The sequence below is a fragment of the Cohaesibacter intestini genome (assembly GCF_003324485.1).
GTDB classification, from domain to species: domain Bacteria; phylum Pseudomonadota; class Alphaproteobacteria; order Rhizobiales; family Cohaesibacteraceae; genus Cohaesibacter; species Cohaesibacter intestini.
In genome coordinates this window covers 413,862-429,954 of sequence record NZ_QODK01000003.1, presented here as the reverse complement: position 1 = coordinate 429,954, position 16,093 = coordinate 413,862, and the positions used below count along the sequence as shown (strand labels likewise).

General features: G+C 56.1%; 16 protein-coding genes. 7 read left to right on the top strand and 9 right to left on the bottom strand.

From position 1 onward, the window contains the following. Window positions 1-329 precede the first annotated feature (329 nt). The 4 genes from DSD30_RS12720 to nagA all read left to right on the top strand — a co-directional run bounded on the left by DSD30_RS12720 (window position 330) and on the right by nagA (window position 5,023). A complete protein-coding gene (locus DSD30_RS12720; RefSeq protein WP_114010050.1) occupies window positions 330-1,742 on the top strand; it encodes a vWA domain-containing protein in 1,413 nt (470 codons plus the stop codon). A 293-nt stretch (window positions 1,743-2,035) separates the two neighbouring features. Next, a complete protein-coding gene (locus tag DSD30_RS12715) occupies window positions 2,036-2,932 on the top strand; it encodes a glucosamine kinase nucleotide-binding domain-containing protein (RefSeq protein ID WP_114010049.1) in 897 nt (298 codons plus the stop codon). 3 nt (window positions 2,933-2,935) lie between these two features. Continuing rightward, entirely contained in the window at window positions 2,936-3,757 is an 822-nt protein-coding gene (locus DSD30_RS12710) for a GntR family transcriptional regulator (protein WP_114010048.1), read from the top strand. Window positions 3,758-3,862: 105 nt separating this feature from the next. Further along, on the top strand, window positions 3,863-5,023 hold the full coding sequence (gene nagA, locus DSD30_RS12705; RefSeq protein WP_114010047.1) for an N-acetylglucosamine-6-phosphate deacetylase: 1,161 nt from the start codon (window positions 3,863-3,865) through the stop codon (window positions 5,021-5,023). Between the two features lie 348 nt (window positions 5,024-5,371). Here nagA and DSD30_RS12700 read toward each other — a convergent pair whose 3' ends face one another. Beyond that, complete coding sequence (locus tag DSD30_RS12700) at window positions 5,372-6,226, bottom strand: NmrA family NAD(P)-binding protein (protein WP_114010437.1); 855 nt, start codon at window positions 6,224-6,226, stop codon at window positions 5,372-5,374. Between the two features lie 146 nt (window positions 6,227-6,372). Between DSD30_RS12700 and DSD30_RS12695 the strand changes: the two genes are divergently transcribed. Continuing rightward, window positions 6,373-7,272 (top strand): LysR family transcriptional regulator, encoded by a 900-nt coding sequence (locus DSD30_RS12695; protein WP_114010046.1) that lies wholly within the window; start codon window positions 6,373-6,375, stop codon window positions 7,270-7,272. Window positions 7,273-7,358: 86 nt separating this feature from the next. Here DSD30_RS12695 and DSD30_RS12690 read toward each other — a convergent pair whose 3' ends face one another. Both DSD30_RS12690 and DSD30_RS12685 read right to left on the bottom strand, forming a co-directional pair. Next, entirely contained in the window at window positions 7,359-8,792 is a 1,434-nt protein-coding gene (locus tag DSD30_RS12690; protein WP_114010045.1) for an NAD(P)(+) transhydrogenase (Re/Si-specific) subunit beta, read from the bottom strand. 13 nt (window positions 8,793-8,805) lie between these two features. Then, window positions 8,806-10,377 carry a Re/Si-specific NAD(P)(+) transhydrogenase subunit alpha gene (locus tag DSD30_RS12685; protein WP_114010044.1) on the bottom strand — a complete coding sequence of 524 codons (1,572 nt, stop codon included), beginning with the start codon at window positions 10,375-10,377 and terminating at the stop codon, window positions 8,806-8,808. Window positions 10,378-10,513: 136 nt separating this feature from the next. Between DSD30_RS12685 and DSD30_RS21550 the strand changes: the two genes are divergently transcribed. Further along, entirely contained in the window at window positions 10,514-10,747 is a 234-nt protein-coding gene (locus tag DSD30_RS21550) for a hypothetical protein (RefSeq protein ID WP_138149374.1), read from the top strand. Between the two features lie 91 nt (window positions 10,748-10,838). On the opposite strand, the gene pgl is transcribed toward DSD30_RS21550, so the two are convergent. The 3 genes from pgl to DSD30_RS12665 form a co-directional block, all read right to left on the bottom strand. Then, window positions 10,839-11,528, bottom strand: a complete 690-nt coding sequence (pgl, locus tag DSD30_RS12675) for a 6-phosphogluconolactonase (RefSeq protein WP_157967693.1) — start codon at window positions 11,526-11,528, stop codon at window positions 10,839-10,841. A 228-nt stretch (window positions 11,529-11,756) separates the two neighbouring features. Then, window positions 11,757-12,761 (bottom strand): glucokinase, encoded by a 1,005-nt coding sequence (locus DSD30_RS12670; RefSeq protein ID WP_114010041.1) that lies wholly within the window; start codon window positions 12,759-12,761, stop codon window positions 11,757-11,759. Between the two features lie 303 nt (window positions 12,762-13,064). Next, the gene (locus DSD30_RS12665; RefSeq protein WP_114010040.1) at window positions 13,065-13,529 is read right to left on the bottom strand and encodes a GNAT family N-acetyltransferase; all 465 of its coding nucleotides are present in this window, start codon (window positions 13,527-13,529) and stop codon (window positions 13,065-13,067) included. A 50-nt stretch (window positions 13,530-13,579) separates the two neighbouring features. On the opposite strand from DSD30_RS12665, the gene DSD30_RS12660 reads away from it, so the two are divergent. Continuing rightward, on the top strand, window positions 13,580-13,996 hold the full coding sequence (locus tag DSD30_RS12660; protein ID WP_198662941.1) for a gamma-glutamylcyclotransferase family protein: 417 nt from the start codon (window positions 13,580-13,582) through the stop codon (window positions 13,994-13,996). 85 nt (window positions 13,997-14,081) lie between these two features. Here the strand turns inward: DSD30_RS12660 and DSD30_RS12655 are convergent, their stop codons facing one another. Genes DSD30_RS12655 through DSD30_RS12645 form a run of 3 tightly spaced genes read right to left on the bottom strand, consistent with a single transcriptional unit; the run spans window position 14,082 to window position 16,076 of the window. Further along, window positions 14,082-14,627 (bottom strand): biotin transporter BioY, encoded by a 546-nt coding sequence (locus tag DSD30_RS12655; RefSeq protein WP_114010039.1) that lies wholly within the window; start codon window positions 14,625-14,627, stop codon window positions 14,082-14,084. Window positions 14,628-14,657: 30 nt separating this feature from the next. Next, entirely contained in the window at window positions 14,658-15,287 is a 630-nt protein-coding gene (locus tag DSD30_RS12650) for an energy-coupling factor transporter transmembrane component T family protein (protein WP_114010038.1), read from the bottom strand. Next, window positions 15,288-16,076 carry an energy-coupling factor ABC transporter ATP-binding protein gene (locus DSD30_RS12645; RefSeq protein WP_114010037.1) on the bottom strand — a complete coding sequence of 263 codons (789 nt, stop codon included), beginning with the start codon at window positions 16,074-16,076 and terminating at the stop codon, window positions 15,288-15,290. Between the last annotated feature and the right edge of the window lie 17 nt (window positions 16,077-16,093).

Sequence of the window (16,093 nt, the reverse complement as noted above, 5' to 3'; positions counted from 1 at the left end):
AGCAGGGAAAGGGGCGATTGCGTTTTTTCAGGCTAAGCTGCTTCAACCAGAGCCGAACAATCAAGCAGTGCGATCAGGCCCTCACAAAATTGTGAAGACCAAATTCTTTGTCACGCCTTGCCTGCGACATTCTGACGCACTTCTCGTGCTACACTTGAGACCTTGCGGTAGAGGGGTTCACCGCGAGCCAGCGGCCAAGCCTCATTTTTAGCCGCTCGACCATGAAGACAGAATAAACATGATTTTATTTTGAACCTTTTTCGGTGGGCTGCGACCAACAAGCATAACGCCATGCTCGCACCCACCCAGTCAAAACAAAGAGGCTCACAATGACCATCCAATCTCAGACCATCTCTCGTCTCACCCTTCTTGCCGCCACCGCCATCACCGCCCTGTCGTTGCAGGCCGGTGCGGCGCAGGCACTGCAGAAAAATGTCCTGTTTGTCATCGATAGCTCCAACTCCATGTGGGGTCAGGTTGACGGCACACCGAAGATCGACATTGCCAAACAGGCGTTGGTTGATCTGGTCAAGAAAATGCCGCAGGAAACCAAGATGGGCCTTGTTGCCTATGGCCATCGCTTCAATCACAAGCTCAATGATTGTGATGATATGGAACTGGTTTCCAGCGTTGGCTCGGTCAACAATGAAACGATCCAGGATTCCCTTGCTGTCATCAAACCGAACGGTCAAACCCCCATCGCCAATACGCTGATGGAAATCGGAAACTGGCTGCAACCCAATCTGGAGGAGGACAACACGGTTGTTCTGGTTTCCGATGGTCTGGAAAGCTGTGATGGCGACCCATGTGCCGCTGCAGCGTCGCTCAACAAGGCAGGCATTGCCACCAGCATTCATGTGGTCGGTTTTGATCTCAACAATGACCAGCGCTCCGGCATTCAATGCATTGCCGACAACGGCAATGGCCAATATTTCGATGCCAAGGACAATGACGGTCTGGTCAAGGCATTCGAGAAGGTCCGCGAAGTGGTCGAGACCAAACCGATCAAGGTGGCACAAGCCAAGGTCGAACCCATGATGGCCAGTGATGGTGTCTATTTTGAAGACAATTTCGATGGTGATGCGCTCGGTACTCATTGGACCATAGACAAGGAAAATGCTGAAAGCTACATCGTCGAAGATGGCAAACTGACTGTCCTGTTTGGCGATACCGGCAATGACACCAGCAGCTACAAGACAACGCAAAATATCTTCCGGCTGGATAAGAAAATCCCCAAGGGTGATTGGACGATGACGATGCGCGTCTTGTTCACCGCCCAGACCCACAAGGAGTGGCTGCGGATGGGCCTGACCAAGGATCAGGACAATTCCATGCTGACCAGCCTGCAAATGCATCCTTACAATTATGCCTTGACCCTGCTCAATGCACGCGCGGACAAACTGGCCAAAGGCGCCAACACGCACTTTGTGAGCAAGATCGCGCAATTTGACGACAACAACGTCACCGCCCGCACCGATAAGATGGCCGCGTCGACCGGTTCTGCGCTGCTCCGCCTGACCAAACAGGGCCGCAATTATATTTCGGCAGTTAAACTGGAAGAGGCCGAAGGCGCTGGCGACAAGGCACCGAACACCAACTGGGTTGAGTTGCAAAAACTGACCAGCCTGAAACTGCCCGGCGACGCTTTCTCCTTCCTGTTCGGCCATGGGACGAGTGGCTATGTTCCCAAAAACGGCGAAGGCCTTGTTGAAGTGGATTGGGTCAAGATTGAGAAGAACTGATGCACACGCGCCATGAAGAACAAGGGCAGACATGGTCTGCCCTTGTTTTTGCATAAGGGGAAGCTTCATACATTAGCATTCACAAAATTACGGACCACTTACATACCAAATTTGATATAAATCAAAATATTTGCGCAATAATTGTCCGTAATTCCCACTATATCCAGAAGATGCATTGAAATTGGTTTCGATTGGTTTTCTACTAAGGGCAAGTTGAGTCTGCTGCGGTGCAGGCTCTTTCCTGTTGTTGGCCTTGATATGGTCACGGCCAGAACCTTGAGAGAGATCCGGCGATGACAGATGCATTCGACTATTATTTGGGGATCGATGGTGGAGGCACCGGCAGCCGGGGACGCCTACGGTCCAAGGATGGCACTTTGCTTGGTGAGGCGGCCGGCGGTCCCGCCAATACCCGGCTCGGCGTCGTGCAGTCACAAATGCAGGTAGACCGGATTGCGCGTGAAGCGATCAAAGCGGCCGGCTTGCCGGAAGCAGCCTTGAGAAAAACCAGCGCCGGGATCGGATTGGCCGGGTTACACATTCTGGCAGACAAGGAAGCCTTTCTGGAATGGGAGCATCCTTTTGGAGCCATCCAGATCTCAAGTGATGCCCATGTAGCCTGTCTTGGTGCCCATCAGGGTGCACGCGACGGGGGCATCATGATCATTGGCACGGGCAGCTGCGGCTACGGGCTGGTCTCTGGCCATTCGGTCAATGTCGGAGGCTGGGGTTTTACCTTGTCGGATCTGGCGAGCGCAGCGCAGGTGGGGCTCAGCGCTCTGCGCTATGCGATCGCGGCACTCGACGGCATTTACGAAGTGAGTCCGATGACCGATCAGATCATGTTTCGATTCAGCGACAGTCAGGAAGAAATGGTGCTTTGGACCGCCTCAGCGACACCTGCTCATTATGGCGAATTCGCCAAGCTGGTGGTCGAATATGCCGACCGGGATGATCCGGTCGCTGTCAAGCTTATGAGCCAGTGCGGTTCGGAAGCGAGTGCAATTATGCGCGCGTTAGCGTGGCGTGGTATCAATGACATCACACTCATGGGCAGCTTTGCCGAGAAAATCGAACCGTGGCTTGAAGCCGATGTCAATGCCCTGCTGGTGGATGGCAAGCATGACGCGCAAGATGGGGCGATCCTGCTTGCAGGTGGTCGCCTACCGCCCCCAACAATGGAGCATTGAGTCATGGGTGATCTAGCACGCCTGATCGACCATGTGCGCACCCGATCAGACCTTCACGGCTATAGTGCGACGCCGCTTTATCTGCGGGTTCAGAAAGGCATTGAGGATTCCATTCAAACCGGTCTTGTCGACGTCAATGACGCCCTGCCTGCAGAACGTGAATTCGCCAATTCTCTTGGAGTGTCGCGCGCGACCGTGCGCAATGCGGTTCGCGCACTGGTGGAAAAAGGTGTGTTGGTGCAACGCCATGGCGCAGGCACCTTTGTCGCCTCTCGCATTGATGCACCGCTCAATCGGTTGACCAGCTTCACGGAGGACATGCTTAGTCGCGGCGTGGAGACCGAAACAAAGTGGCTCGACCGTTCTGTTGGCTTGCCAACACCGACTGAATGCGAAGCTCTTGAGTTGATGCCTGAAACGCCAGTTGCACGCATCTATCGTCTGCGCAAGGCTGACGGTGTGCCGATGTGCCTTGAACATGCAGTGCTGCCTGCCAGCATTCTGCCAGATCCATCGCTTGTGACCCTATCGCTGTATGCCTGGCTTGAAGCCTGTAACCGGCGGCCAACGCGGGCCATTCAGCGGCTGTCAGCCCGGATGCTCGATGTTTCCCATGCCCATTTACTGGAGGTGGCGACAGGCTCTCCCTGTCTCTACATGGAGAAGCGGTCCTTCCTGCCCTCCGAGCGATTGGGTGGAGGGTCAAATCAGTCAGAAACGCTCCCGCAGGGCACTGATGGCAAGTCTTGTGAACGGCCGATCGAATTTGTCCGCACCTATTATCGCGCAGACCAGTTCGAGCATGTGACTGAGCTCAAAAGCTGAGAGCGGGAGCGGCCCTATTGGCCCCTTCCACCAAAAGGGCTATTGTTGGCACCACCCAGTGACTCGCTGCACCAATCTGCGCGCTGCCAAGATGGACCCGATCCGATGAAACAGCTCCTCCAGCATGCCCGCCTGTTTGACGGCACTCAATTTCATGCTGGCAAGGCGGTGACACTGGATGGCGGTCTGATTGGCGATATCATGGAACGCAGCGTTTCCCCCGGCGGCTATGAGGTGCATGACCTGACCGGGCTGGTGCTGGCACCGGGCTTCATCGATGTTCATGTCTTTGGCGGTGGTGGCCATATGGTTGGAGCGGATATGGGTCTGGCCGAGCTTGAGGCGATTGCCGAGACCCATCGACAGTTTGGCACAACCAGTTTGCTACCCACTCTTTTGAGCGACGAATGGGAAGTGATGGCCCATGTCTCATCCTGCATTCGAAGGGCACACAAATATTGGGGTGAGAATAGTGCGCTTGCCGCGATCAAGGGAATCCATTTTGATGGCCCCTGCCTGTCTCCTTCCATTGGAGCGCCTCATCACACCACCCACCTGAGACGACTGGATGCAGCGCTGATCGATCTAATGTCCCATCCTGATCTCGGCATTCGGTTGGTGACCCTGGCGCCGGAACGTGCCGGGCTCGACAGCCTGAAGGCATTGACCGAAGCCGGAGTACTGGTTTGTGCAGGATCCAGTGCGGCCACGCATCAGGAGGCCTTGCAAGCCATTCGCGCGGGCCTGCGTGGTGTCACCAAACTGTTTGCCCATATGCCTCCCATCGGAGCCACGGCACCCGGCTTGGTAGGAGCCGCTCTGGATGATCAGGAGCTATGGTGTGGCCTGTTGGCCGATGGCTTCCATGTCCATCCCGCAGCCATGCGAATGGCCATCAAAGCGAAAGCCAAGGGAAAGGTTTTTCTAACCAGTGGCGCCATGGCGAGCGTCGGCTGGGATGGCGAAAAGTTCGACTTTCAGGGGCGAGGAATTCGGGTGCGGAACGGGGTTTGCATCTTTGCCGATGGAACGATGGCAGGCGCGCATCTGACGATGATCGGTGCTGTCCGCAATGCAGTGGAGCTGCTCGACCAGCCCCTTTCGGAAGCCCTCAGAATGGCGTCGCTCTATCCGGCCCAGTTCATCCGCATGGACATGACTCATGGCATCATTGCCCCCGGCTTTGCGGCGGATCTTGTCGCCTTCGACCCTGAAAACTGGGTGGTCAAACACAGCTGGATCAATGGCTATCACCGGGCGCACTAGAGCCGCTCGGTCCTGTTGCGTCCCCTTTTCATTGCGCTCAGACTTTGATTCAACACCTTCGAGCAACGGAGCATTTTGCGTCACTGCGCCTTGAGGATTTGATTCAAGTTGAACGACTGGAAGCACGCAATTCGCTTTGTTGAAGCACTTTAACAACGGGCAGATTGCTGAGTCATTTCAGACTCTTGGAATGGATCCCTGAGAGATAGATTCGGGCCACTTGAAGGCCCTGAGACATTGATTCAATTGGCAAAATTCATGCTCTGATTCAGATTCAAAAGCCAACGGCCCGAAGAGATGGTTTCCTCGGGCCGCAATGGATGCAGGTGTTCTTGTTTGAGATGAGGCTTAGGCCAAGGCAACCTTGATGCTATCGTCAATGGGCGTGGTGGGCCGCTGGATGAGAGTGGACAGGGTTTTGCTGTCATCGCTCAACCAACCGGCCCGCAAGGCCGCATCGGCATCGGCCAGCACATTGGCAAAGCCTTCAGGGACCCCTGCGCCAGTCAACGCTTCGGCATAGGCTTGCTGAGGCATGTCGACATAGGTGATCTCTTTGCCCGCGGCCTTGGCCACTTTTGCGGCATAGTCTGCCAAGGAGAAATCGGTGTCGCCCGCCAGTTCATAGATCTTGCCGGACTGGTCGTCATCACTCAGAAGAACCGCTGCCGCAGCAGCGGCATAATCAGCGCGGGAGGCAGCAGCAACACGCCCCTCACCGGCATGGCCAATGACCGCTTTATGCTCCAGAACCGGGGCGAGATTTTCGGTGTAATTTTCGTTGTACCAGCCGTTGCGCAGGATGACATGATGCAGACCGGATGCGGCGAGCATGGCCTCGGTTTCCTTATGCTCGGCGGCGAGCATAATCGGTGATGTGTCGGCCCGCAGGATCGAGGTATAGGCAACGAGCTTCACCCCATTGGTCTTGGCAGCATCAATCACATTCTTGTGCTGGGCAGCCCGTTGGCCAACAGCGCTGGAGGAAACCAAAAGCAGTTTGTCGACCCCATCGAGCGCATTGATATAGCTTTGCGGGTCGTCATAGTCAGCCTTGCGAACGGTAACGCCACGCGCTGCCAAATCGGCCACAGAGTCCGGGTTCCGCACCAAGGCGGTGATGTTGGCAGCTTTGGTTTTCGCAAGCAGGGCTTCGACAACAAGGCGGCCCAAATGGCCAGTGACACCGGTTACAGCAATCATGACTTTCTCCTTTTCGGGCTGGCTCAGTGCGGGGCGATCGTCGTCCTGACGCATTCTGGCCAGCATCTTCTGTTTGCGTTGACTGTAATATGATCTCTGTGCTTTGTTATCACTAGTGGTTATATTTAGAATTTGAAGTTCGGAAAATGAGTACAATCGGAATTCAGCATTTGAAGGCGCTGGCGGTCTTTTCGACGGTGGTGGATGCGGGCAGCTTTGCCGCTGCGGCGCGGCAACTGGCATCCAGCCGATCCCGAGTGTCAGAACAGATCAGCCAGTTGGAGGAGGATCTCGGCGTGCGGCTGTTGCAGCGCTCCACCCGAAAACTGTCTCTGACAGAGGAAGGGCGGCAGATCCATGATAAGGCGAGAGCCCTGTCGCGGGTGCTGGAAGAGACCCGAGAGATCGCGACACAGGAAAGCCCAAAGGGGCGGGTTTCAATCACCACCACCCATGATGTGGGTGTGTCGCAATTGCTGCCTGCCCTGACAGCCTTTCGCCGTTCCTACCCTGAAGTGGAACTGGATGTGATCCTCAGCGACGAACGGCTGGATCTTATAGCCGAAGGCATTGATGTGGGCTTGCGGGTTGGACTGCCGCGCGACGACAGCCTGATTGGGCGCGTTCTGTATGAGGACCGGTTTGCCTTGTTCGCCAGTGCTGACTATGTTGCCGAGCATGGCACCCCCACGGATTTTGCCTCATTGGCCGAACATCACTGGATCTCGCTTGCCAAGATCACTCCGGGTGGGATCTTTCGCCTCTATCGCGGTGACAATCTGGTGACCATCGAGGCACAGCATTATGAATCCTGCAACTCGCCCCTGATGATGATCAAGATGTGCGAGGCCGGGATGGGGATTGCCCAACTGTTTCCCTCGACAGTGCGCAGCGAAATCGCCAGCGGCAGGCTGGTGCGTCTGATGCCGGATCTGACCGGACCGCAGATGCTGTTCTCGCTGGTTTATCCCTCGCGCAAACAGCTGCCGCTGCGCATCCGTGCCCTGATTGATCATCTGCTTGGTTTTCGTCTGTTTGACCGCTAGAGGTCTCCGAAATCCTCGACAGACAAGACCAAACGAAAAATGCCGGGCGAAGGGCCCGGCATTTTTTGTCAGCTTGCTTTGATGGCTCAGTCGATGGACTGGAGCAAGGTGTTCAAAGACGCCTTGGCATCGCCATAGAACATGCGGGTATTCTCTTTGTAGAAGAGTGGGTTTTCGATGCCGGAATAGCCGGTACCCTGACCACGCTTGGAAACAAAGACCTGCTTGGCTTTCCATACCTCGAGAACCGGCATGCCAGCGATCGGAGAGTTTGGATCATCCTGAGCGGCCGGGTTGACGATGTCGTTGGAGCCAATCACGATGACAACATCCGTTTCCGGGAAGTCTTCGTTGATCTCGTCCATTTCGAGCACGATGTCATATGGCACTTTGGCTTCGGCCAACAACACGTTCATGTGGCCCGGCAGACGACCTGCAACCGGATGGATGGCGAAGCGGACTTCCTTGCCCTTGGCCCGCAGGCGACGGGTCAATTCTGCCACGCTCTGCTGAGCCTGTGCCACAGCCAGACCATAGCCCGGTACGATGATGACGCTGTCAGCTTCATCCAGTGCAGAGACCACACCATCGGCATCGATGGCGATCATTTCACCAGACACTTCCTGAACCGGACCACCGGAGCCGCCAAAGCCGCCCAGGATCACCGACACAAATTGACGGTTCATCGCTTTACACATGATGTAGGACAGGATCGCACCCGAGGAGCCCACCAGAGCACCAACGACGATCAGCAGATCGTTGCCCAGCGTAAAGCCGATGGCTGCTGCCGCCCAACCGGAATAGGAGTTGAGCATGGAGACCACGACGGGCATATCGGCGCCGCCGATGCCCATGATCAGGTGCCAACCAATGAGACCGGCAAGGATCGCAACCGCGATCATGGTCCAGATGCCAGCGCCAGAGACATACATGATGCCGATGACCAGCGACGCAATCGCCATGACAGCATTGAGCGCATGACCACCCGGCCATTGTTTTGGCTTGCCGTCAATTCTGCCAGCCAGTTTGCCAAAGGCAACAACAGACCCGGTGAAGGTGACCGCACCGATGAAGATACCGAGGAAGACCTCAACCTTTAGAACGGACTGTTCTGCAACGGTCTTGTGGGCCAGAACGGCGGCAAAACCTTCGAGCGCCTTGCGGGCTTCGCCATCAAGGCTGAGCACATGGTTCAGTTCCAGATCTGCGTTGAGGCCAATAAAGACAGCAGCAAGACCAACCAGCGAATGCATGGCTGCAACCAGCTGCGGCATTTCGGTCATCTGGACGCGCTGGGCGATGAAGTAGCCGATCACACCGCCGCCCAGAATGAGCAGGATGGAGAGTGGCCACAGGCCCGAGCCCGGTCCGATGATGGTAGCCAGCACGGCCAGTCCCATGCCGACCATGCCGTAATAAACGGCGCGTTTTGCGTTTTCCTGATTGGACAGGCCGCCCAGAGACAGGATGAAGAGAACAGCCGCAACCACATAGGCCGCTGTCGTGAATCCGATTTCCATAGTCCCGGCCTCCTTATGATTTCTGGAACATGGCGAGCATACGCCGGGTGACGAGGAAGCCGCCGAAGATGTTGATGCCTGCCATGAAGATCGACAGGGCGGCCAACACAATCACCAGCGACGAACCAGACCCGATCTGCATCAGAGCACCGAGGATGATGATCGATGAAATGGCGTTGGTGATGGCCATCAGCGGGGTATGCAGCGAGTGCGAGACATTCCAGATCACCTGGAAGCCAACGAAGCAGGCCAACACAAAGACGATGAAGTGCTGCATGAAGCTGGCTGGCGCAAAGGCACCGATGAACAGCATCAACAGTCCACCACCGGCCAGAAGCTTGATCTGGCTCTTGGTCTGCTGCTTGAAGGCTTCGATTTCAGCTGCGCGTTTTTCTTCCGGCGTCAGTTCCTTGACCTCTTTTTTCGGCTGAGCCGCAATCGCCGCGATTTTCGGCGGTGGAGGTGGGAAGGTGATGTCGCCTTCAAAGGTGACGGTCGCGCCACGGATGACGTCATCTTCCATATTGTGAACCACCTGACCGTCTTTTTCCGGGGTCAGATCGGTCATCATATGGCGGATGTTGGAAGCGTAAAGCTCGGAAGACTGAGCAGCCATGCGGGATGGGAAGTCAGTATAGCCAACAATGGTTACGCCATTGTCGGTGACGATTTTCTCGTCCTTGACGGTGCCTTCGACGTTACCACCGCGTTCCGCAGCCAAATCGATGATCACCGAGCCGGGCTTCATGGCCGCAACCATGTCTTCGAGCCAAAGCTTTGGTGCCGGACGGTTCGGGATCAACGCCGTGGTGATGACAATGTCCATGTCCGAAGCAATCTCGCGGAATTTCGCGAGCTGCGCATTGCGGAATTCTTCGGACTGAACGGATGCGTAACCGCCGGTCGAAGAGCCATCCTGCTGTTCTTCCTCGAAATCGAGATAGACGAACTCTGCGCCCATGGATTCAACCTGCTCGGCCACTTCCGGACGCACGTCGAATGCGTAGGTCACAGCGCCAAGCGCGACAGACGTACCAATCGCGGCCAGACCGGCCACACCAGCGCCAACGATCAGCACCTTGGCAGGCGGAACCTTGCCAGCGGCGGTGATCTGACCGGTGAAGAAGCGGCCAAAGTTGTTGCCAGCCTCGATCACGGCGCGATAACCGGCAATGTTCGCCATCGATGAGAGAGCGTCCATTTTCTGGGCGCGCGAAATGCGCGGCACCATTTCCATGGCGATCACGTTGGCTTCTGCAGTCTTGGCAGCTTCCATGCCTTCTTCATTGCCCGCCGGGTTGAAGAAGGAAATCAGGGTTTTGCCCTTGAGGAGATATTTCAGTTCCGCGGGTTCGGGCTGACGAACCTTAGCGACAATGTCGGCAGTCTGCCAAAGTGCCTGAGCATCGGCCACGATCTCTACGCCGGCTTCTACGTAAGCCTGATCTGAAAAACCGGCCAATGCCCCCGCTCCGGCTTCCAGGACGCAGTCATATCCCAACTTCTGGAGCAGCTTGGCCGAGGATGGTGTCATTGCGACACGCGCCTCTCCCTCAAACAGCTCTCTAGGTGTACCTATCTTCACGACAGACTCCCTTCATTATCACGATTTAACACTCCCCCTACTTTCGGCGAGTATCTAGGATGGCCACTATAGTGCAAACAAACGGGTGATTGCCAAGCCTTGACTGTGGATCAAAGGCACTTTCGGGCACAAGAAAGTGCGCAACTTTCCGTTATTTGTGAAAAGTTCCGCCGCCAGCGGCAAAATGCATCAGGGCTTTTACGTGACCGGTGGAAAATATCTATCGGTGACGCATGGGCAGGTGTTTTCTGATTTCACCGCATCGACAAAGAGCATTCATTTGCTCTCATTAAGAAGCGGATTGAACAATATTCCGGTTTTCATGATCAACCCCTGTTCTGATCTGGCCAGATTCAAGAAACAACCTTGATAAATCAAAGAATCCGACCCCAGATCGGCTGCGTTCGAATCAATTGGACAGTTGAATTCAAAAAACAGAGCGCGGTCGCAGAGCCGCTCCATCAATCCGCATAATGGACTGTTGTGGCCCGTGCCCGATTGAGAATTACGCGCACGGGAGCCTCCTCGACCGGACCAAGTTTTTGTGCTTCACGCAGAACCTGTTTCTTGGCATCGCCATAAAGCAGAATGTGGGCCTTGCGGGCCCGTTCCAGAACCGGGGCGGTGAGGGTCAGCCGTTGTTCGGGCAATTGCGGTACATCCATCAACATGATGTTTGGCGCCCAGAGCCCGAGTGCCTCTTCGATTTTATCAGCAGTCGCGTAGAGCGAGGCTATGTGACTGTCGACGCCAACGCCCAGAATGCAGACGTCAATCGGCAACACCTCTTCCAGTTCGGCAAGAATGGCAGTCAATCGCTCGCTTTCATCCGCAACCTCGATATCGAGATAGGACAGAAAGCGCGCTTCGGCCGCAGCCCCCTTGACCAGCAGCTCCCGGATCATCGCGGCATTGCTTTTGTCGGGAACCTTGAGCGCATAATGCTCGTCGGTCAGGATCACGGTGACGCAAGCCCATTCAATATCCATTTCGCTGAGCTGCTGATAGAAGGCGCGCGGTGTTTCGCCACCGGGCACTGCCAGCGTTGCACGACCGCGTTTCTTGATGGCGTTGGTCAGCTCTGAAGCGACCTGCTCGGCAAGACCTGCGGCCATGCTGCCGCGATCCGGATATACTCTGGTTTCAGTCACATTGGTCTCCAGCATTGAGCTTTGACAGTGGATGGGCACAGTGGATGGGCACAGTGGATGATCACAGTGCTTTGCCACGCGCCCACCGCGCCCGGCATCGATCCGAATCGTGCTTGAGGCGGCCATTCGGAGAGATACGGAGTGGATGTTGCAGTTTTATGATTGAACTTTGGTGTTAGATTGAAGCACCCAGCCCGAAGAAGCGAGTGGACCTTTTGTTGCAAACAATCACTGCAGTTCCGGGTCGTAGGTCATGGCATTGATCGCGCCCTGCAAGCCGAAATTGTCGTTTCGATACAGATAGATCGGGATATTGACCCGGAAACGCGTGTGACGTCCGCCCTGATTGAATCCCTCGATAAAGGCGGGGCGCCCAAACAGCCAAGCATTTTTGAGCAACACTCCACCGGTCAAAAAGACCCCGCCATAGGCGGAAATATAGAGCGCTAGGTCGCCAGCCACGGCCCCCAGATGATGGCAGAACATATCAACCGCACGCTCTGCCAAGGTGTCCACATGTTGTTCAGCTGCCTGAAAAACGTCGCGAGCTGACATATTGCTTGGATCGCGGCCATCCAGCGCTTCGAGTGCTCGCATCAAATAGGGAATACCGGTGCCGGAAATGATCGCCTCGGCTTCAAGAGCCAGACTGTCCGCATCTCCCATGCGGGTGGCTGGCCACAGCTCGGCTAGCTTGGCGAAAATGGCGACCTCGCTGAGATTGCGTGGTGCGATACGGACGTGACCGCCTTCACCCTGCAACACTTCTGGCTGGTTACCCGCCCAAGCCAGCGTGCCGACACCCAGCCCGGTGCCCGGACCGATAATCAGACGGGGCGGGGTCGGGGCCGGCGGCGTTTCCAAGGGGGCTGGCAGTGCGCCCTGCACCAGGCTCAGATCGTTGGGATCGGCGGTGACAAGCGACCAGGCAGCGGCTTCAAAATCGTTGAGGATTCGTGCCTTCTGAGCGCCAGCTGCGCCGATCAGATCGGCGGTGGAAAAGCCCTGTTTGGCGTTGGTTAGTGTGACATAGCCATCGACGATGACACCAGCAGCGGCTACTTCGACATAGCGCGGTGCGGATCCGATCTCCCCAACAAAGCTGCGGATCGCGTCGGTCAAGTGCATTGCTCCGGTGGTCTCATAGGTCGCCTGACGAACAATCTGCCCATCGCTGGCTGCTGCAAGTCGCATGTTCGTTCCGCCGACATCGGCCACCAGATCCCAAAGCATCGATTTTCCTCACCTGTCAGTTTTTGATCTTGAGCCACGGACGGGGTAGGACATTGGCAGACTTGGCGGCCGTGATCCTGTCGAGACTCAAGCAGGGCTGCTGCATGTCTTGCGGCCAAGGGGGGGCTTGGCCGCGTGCGACAGGCGGCAATTTATTTTCACCCATAAAATAAACCATTCAGGGTGGAAAGTAAGCAGTTTTTCGTGCCCTTGGACAACAAATTTCCCGCATGGCAGCTCAAACGGGATGTTGCAGCAGTGGACCGGCCCCCGCGCCTTGACGCATCCCTTTGCTCACCTGTCCTACAGGGCCTTGGAAAGGATCGCAAGCGGGCCCCGATCCGAAAGCGACCGAAACCCGGTTTCGTTCCATCCCAGACGCAAGAGCAACCCGCGCGCACCATCTGTCGTGGCATAAAGCATGTCGTAGCCGTGCATTTTTGCGACTTCGGCGATGGCCCCGGTCAGCAGGGTTCCTGCACCAGATCCCCGATATTGGGGAAGAACATACATTGCAGAGAGAAAGGGGCTGAAGCCGAACTCCTCCCCCAGCCCGTCGGTCTTCAATGCGGCGATGCCGATCACATGCCCCGCCTCATCGAGCGCGATGCGGGCAACCGGCAGGGCGGTTTCATCACACCAACTCTCAAGATCGGCAGCTGCATCCCCGGGGCCATCAGGACCGTACCAGCTGGGCCATTCCGCCTCAAACCACCGTGTAATGGCAGCTATTGCGGATTTGTGATCTGCCAGGGCTGCGCTATACATGAGGAAATATCTTTCTGGTTATGAATTGAGAGACAAAAGAGGAAGATGCTTTGAAAGACAAACAGGACTGTTTTTTGTTCGTCTATGGCACATTGCGCTATGAGGCCAAAGGGAAAATGTCGGCCCTTCTGTCCGGATCGGCCTCGTATCTGGGTGAGGCCCATTTTCAAGGCAAGCTTTATCGGATCGATTATTATCCCGGCGTTGTGGCGTCCGATCATCCCGAAGATCTGGTCGTGGGCGATGTGTTCCAGTTGCAATCGCCGGATGTTACCCTGCCAGAGCTTGATGATTATGAAGGCATTGGCCCGGCCTATGAAGAACCTTACGAATATGAACGCTACTTGTTGCCGGTGACGCTGACCAATGGGCAAACGATGCGGTGCTGGATCTATTTGTATCGCTATCCGGTTGAGGGGCTGGAGCGGATTGCCGACGGTGATTTTCTCGCTCACCAAGGCGCCTGACTGTCACCCTGCACAAGACTGGAACAGAAAAAGGCCCCCGTCCGTGACGAGGGCCTTTTCACTTTGTCGCTATGCGTGTCGTGGCTTAGCCACGGGACAGCAGAGCTGCCGGACGCGCGCGGGCAATGGCTTCAACCACAACACCGGCAACAACGGCCTTGATCACGTCGCCCGGAATGTAAACCAGGCAAAGCTGGGTGGCTTCCAAGAGAGACTTGTCGATCATCTTGGCCAGACCAAAGATCCCGAAGGCATAAAGAACCACAATGCAGCCGATGATGCTGGCGGCGGTGCCAACAACAAACAGATTGCCTGCCTTCCATTTCTCAACAATCAGGCCGGTGACAAAGGCGGCAATCGGGAATCCAACAACGAAGCCAACGGTTGGTGAGGCGAACACGCCAAGACCACCGCGACCACCAGCCAGAAGTGGCAGGCCCATGGCGACCAGTGCGAGGAACAGCAAAACGGACAAGGCACCACGACGGGCCCCAAGAACGGCACCGGCGAGCATGACGCCAAGATTCTGCGCCGTGATTGGCACGCCAAATGGCAGCATGAAGCTAGGCAGGAAGCCGAGGGCCGCAATCAGGGCAGTAAAGAGAGCGATGAATGTCAGTTGTCTTTCCATAACGGGAAGGTTCCTTATAACGAGGAGAATTCAAACTTTGTTCTTTGAGTCTTGCGGAGCTTGGACCAGTCCGCCGCGCGCCTTGATGGCCTCGGCCACCCGATCGGCATCATCCAGCGCCCCAAGGGCGAGAGGGACAAGCAATCTGGGGCTGACCCCTTTGGCCGAGCGCGCACGCCAGGCTTCACTGAGCAGCTTGCCTTTTTCAAGGAAAACCGGGGTGAAACGGATCACCAGTCCCATGGCAAAGCCAAAGGCACGGGGAGGCAACCCAACGAATTTCAACGGTGCGGTCAGGGTTTCGACCACCTGCATCATGTCATCGAGCCGTGAGGTCATGGTGACCAGATTGGCCAGACCGACGGTGGCGAACAGTTTCAGGCTGATGGCTAGGCCCGCTTCGGTGCGGCTTGTGACCACATGATAGACAAAAATCACCACGAGCAAATAGACAATCGGCTTCAGGCGGGTCAAACCAATCCGGGCGAATTTCAGCCCGGCAGAGAGATATAGCGAGGCGACCGCCATTGTCGCCGCCACAGCAGGCTGCCATTGGGTCAGCGGCATGATCACCAATGTCAGCGCACACAGGATGGCCAGTTTCAGAGGAACCGGAATCCGATGCAGCCATGTCTTGGTCTCGACAGTCAGCGCAAGCATTTAAGCCCCCTCACCGACTGCAGCCAAGGCCGGCATGGCGCCAAGGTCAAATTTGGCTTCGCCAGCGAAGGGATCTTCATCATGCACCAACGCTTCCATAGCGTCATGATAGGCAGGCAAAATGTCCGAAGGGTGGCCATCACCGACCAGTTGCCCCTTTTCAAGCCAGAGGATGCGGTCAAAGTCCTTCAGATGATTGATATCATGGGTAACAAGAACCAATTGCTGCTCAAGACTGGTCAGCCAGTTGAACAGGCGGCGTGAGGTCGGCCAATCGAGGCCAGCAAAGGGCTCATCAAGCAGGATAGCCTTTGGCTCCATTGCCAGAACCGCCATCAGGCAGACCAGATGCCGCTGGCCTTGCGACAGGGTGTAGGTGCCACGCTCGGCCCAGTCTTCACGGCCAAAGGCTTTCAAAAAGGCGCGGGCCTTTTGGCGGGCTGCTTTCTTGTCACCAAGCAGGCTTTCCAGACCAAAGGCGACCTCTTCCTCAACGGTTGGGAAGATGATCTGATGATCGGGGTTCTGAAAGATCAGGCCAATGGTACGGATGGCTTCCTTGCGATCCTTGAAGACGTTGACGCCGTGGATGAGGATTTCGCCTTCACTCGGCTCGGTCAGGCCACAGATCATCCGGGACAATGTGGACTTTCCCGAACCGTTGCGCCCGATCAGACCGATGCGTTGCTCGGTCAGGGTCAGGGACAGATTCTGGTAAAAAGGTTGTCCGTCGAGAGTGTGGGACAGGCCTGATATAACGATGCCATCGCTCTTGCGTGGGTTGTTCATATCGATGATCTTGTCAG

Excerpts from the sequence above, each read along its gene's own strand:
- DSD30_RS12715 (WP_114010049.1), top strand. The coding sequence starts at position 2,036 with ATGACAGATGCATTCGACTATTATTTGGGGATCGATGGTGGAGGCACC.
- DSD30_RS12710 (WP_114010048.1), top strand. The coding sequence starts at position 2,936 with ATGGGTGATCTAGCACGCCTGATCGACCATGTGCGCACCCGATCAGAC.
- DSD30_RS12720 (WP_114010050.1), top strand. The coding sequence starts at position 330 with ATGACCATCCAATCTCAGACCATCTCTCGTCTCACCCTTCTTGCCGCC.
- DSD30_RS12645 (WP_114010037.1), bottom strand. The coding sequence starts at position 16,076 with ATGAACAACCCACGCAAGAGCGATGGCATCGTTATATCAGGCCTGTCC.
- DSD30_RS12650 (WP_114010038.1), bottom strand. The coding sequence starts at position 15,287 with ATGCTTGCGCTGACTGTCGAGACCAAGACATGGCTGCATCGGATTCCG.
- DSD30_RS12695 (WP_114010046.1), top strand. The coding sequence starts at position 6,373 with ATGAGTACAATCGGAATTCAGCATTTGAAGGCGCTGGCGGTCTTTTCG.
- DSD30_RS12665 (WP_114010040.1), bottom strand. The coding sequence starts at position 13,529 with ATGTATAGCGCAGCCCTGGCAGATCACAAATCCGCAATAGCTGCCATT.
- DSD30_RS12670 (WP_114010041.1), bottom strand. The coding sequence starts at position 12,761 with ATGCTTTGGGATCTGGTGGCCGATGTCGGCGGAACGAACATGCGACTT.
- nagA (WP_114010047.1), top strand. The coding sequence starts at position 3,863 with ATGAAACAGCTCCTCCAGCATGCCCGCCTGTTTGACGGCACTCAATTT.
- DSD30_RS12700 (WP_114010437.1), bottom strand. The coding sequence starts at position 6,226 with ATGATTGCTGTAACCGGTGTCACTGGCCATTTGGGCCGCCTTGTTGTC.
- DSD30_RS12690 (WP_114010045.1), bottom strand. The coding sequence starts at position 8,792 with ATGGAAATCGGATTCACGACAGCGGCCTATGTGGTTGCGGCTGTTCTC.
- DSD30_RS12655 (WP_114010039.1), bottom strand. The coding sequence starts at position 14,627 with ATGGAAAGACAACTGACATTCATCGCTCTCTTTACTGCCCTGATTGCG.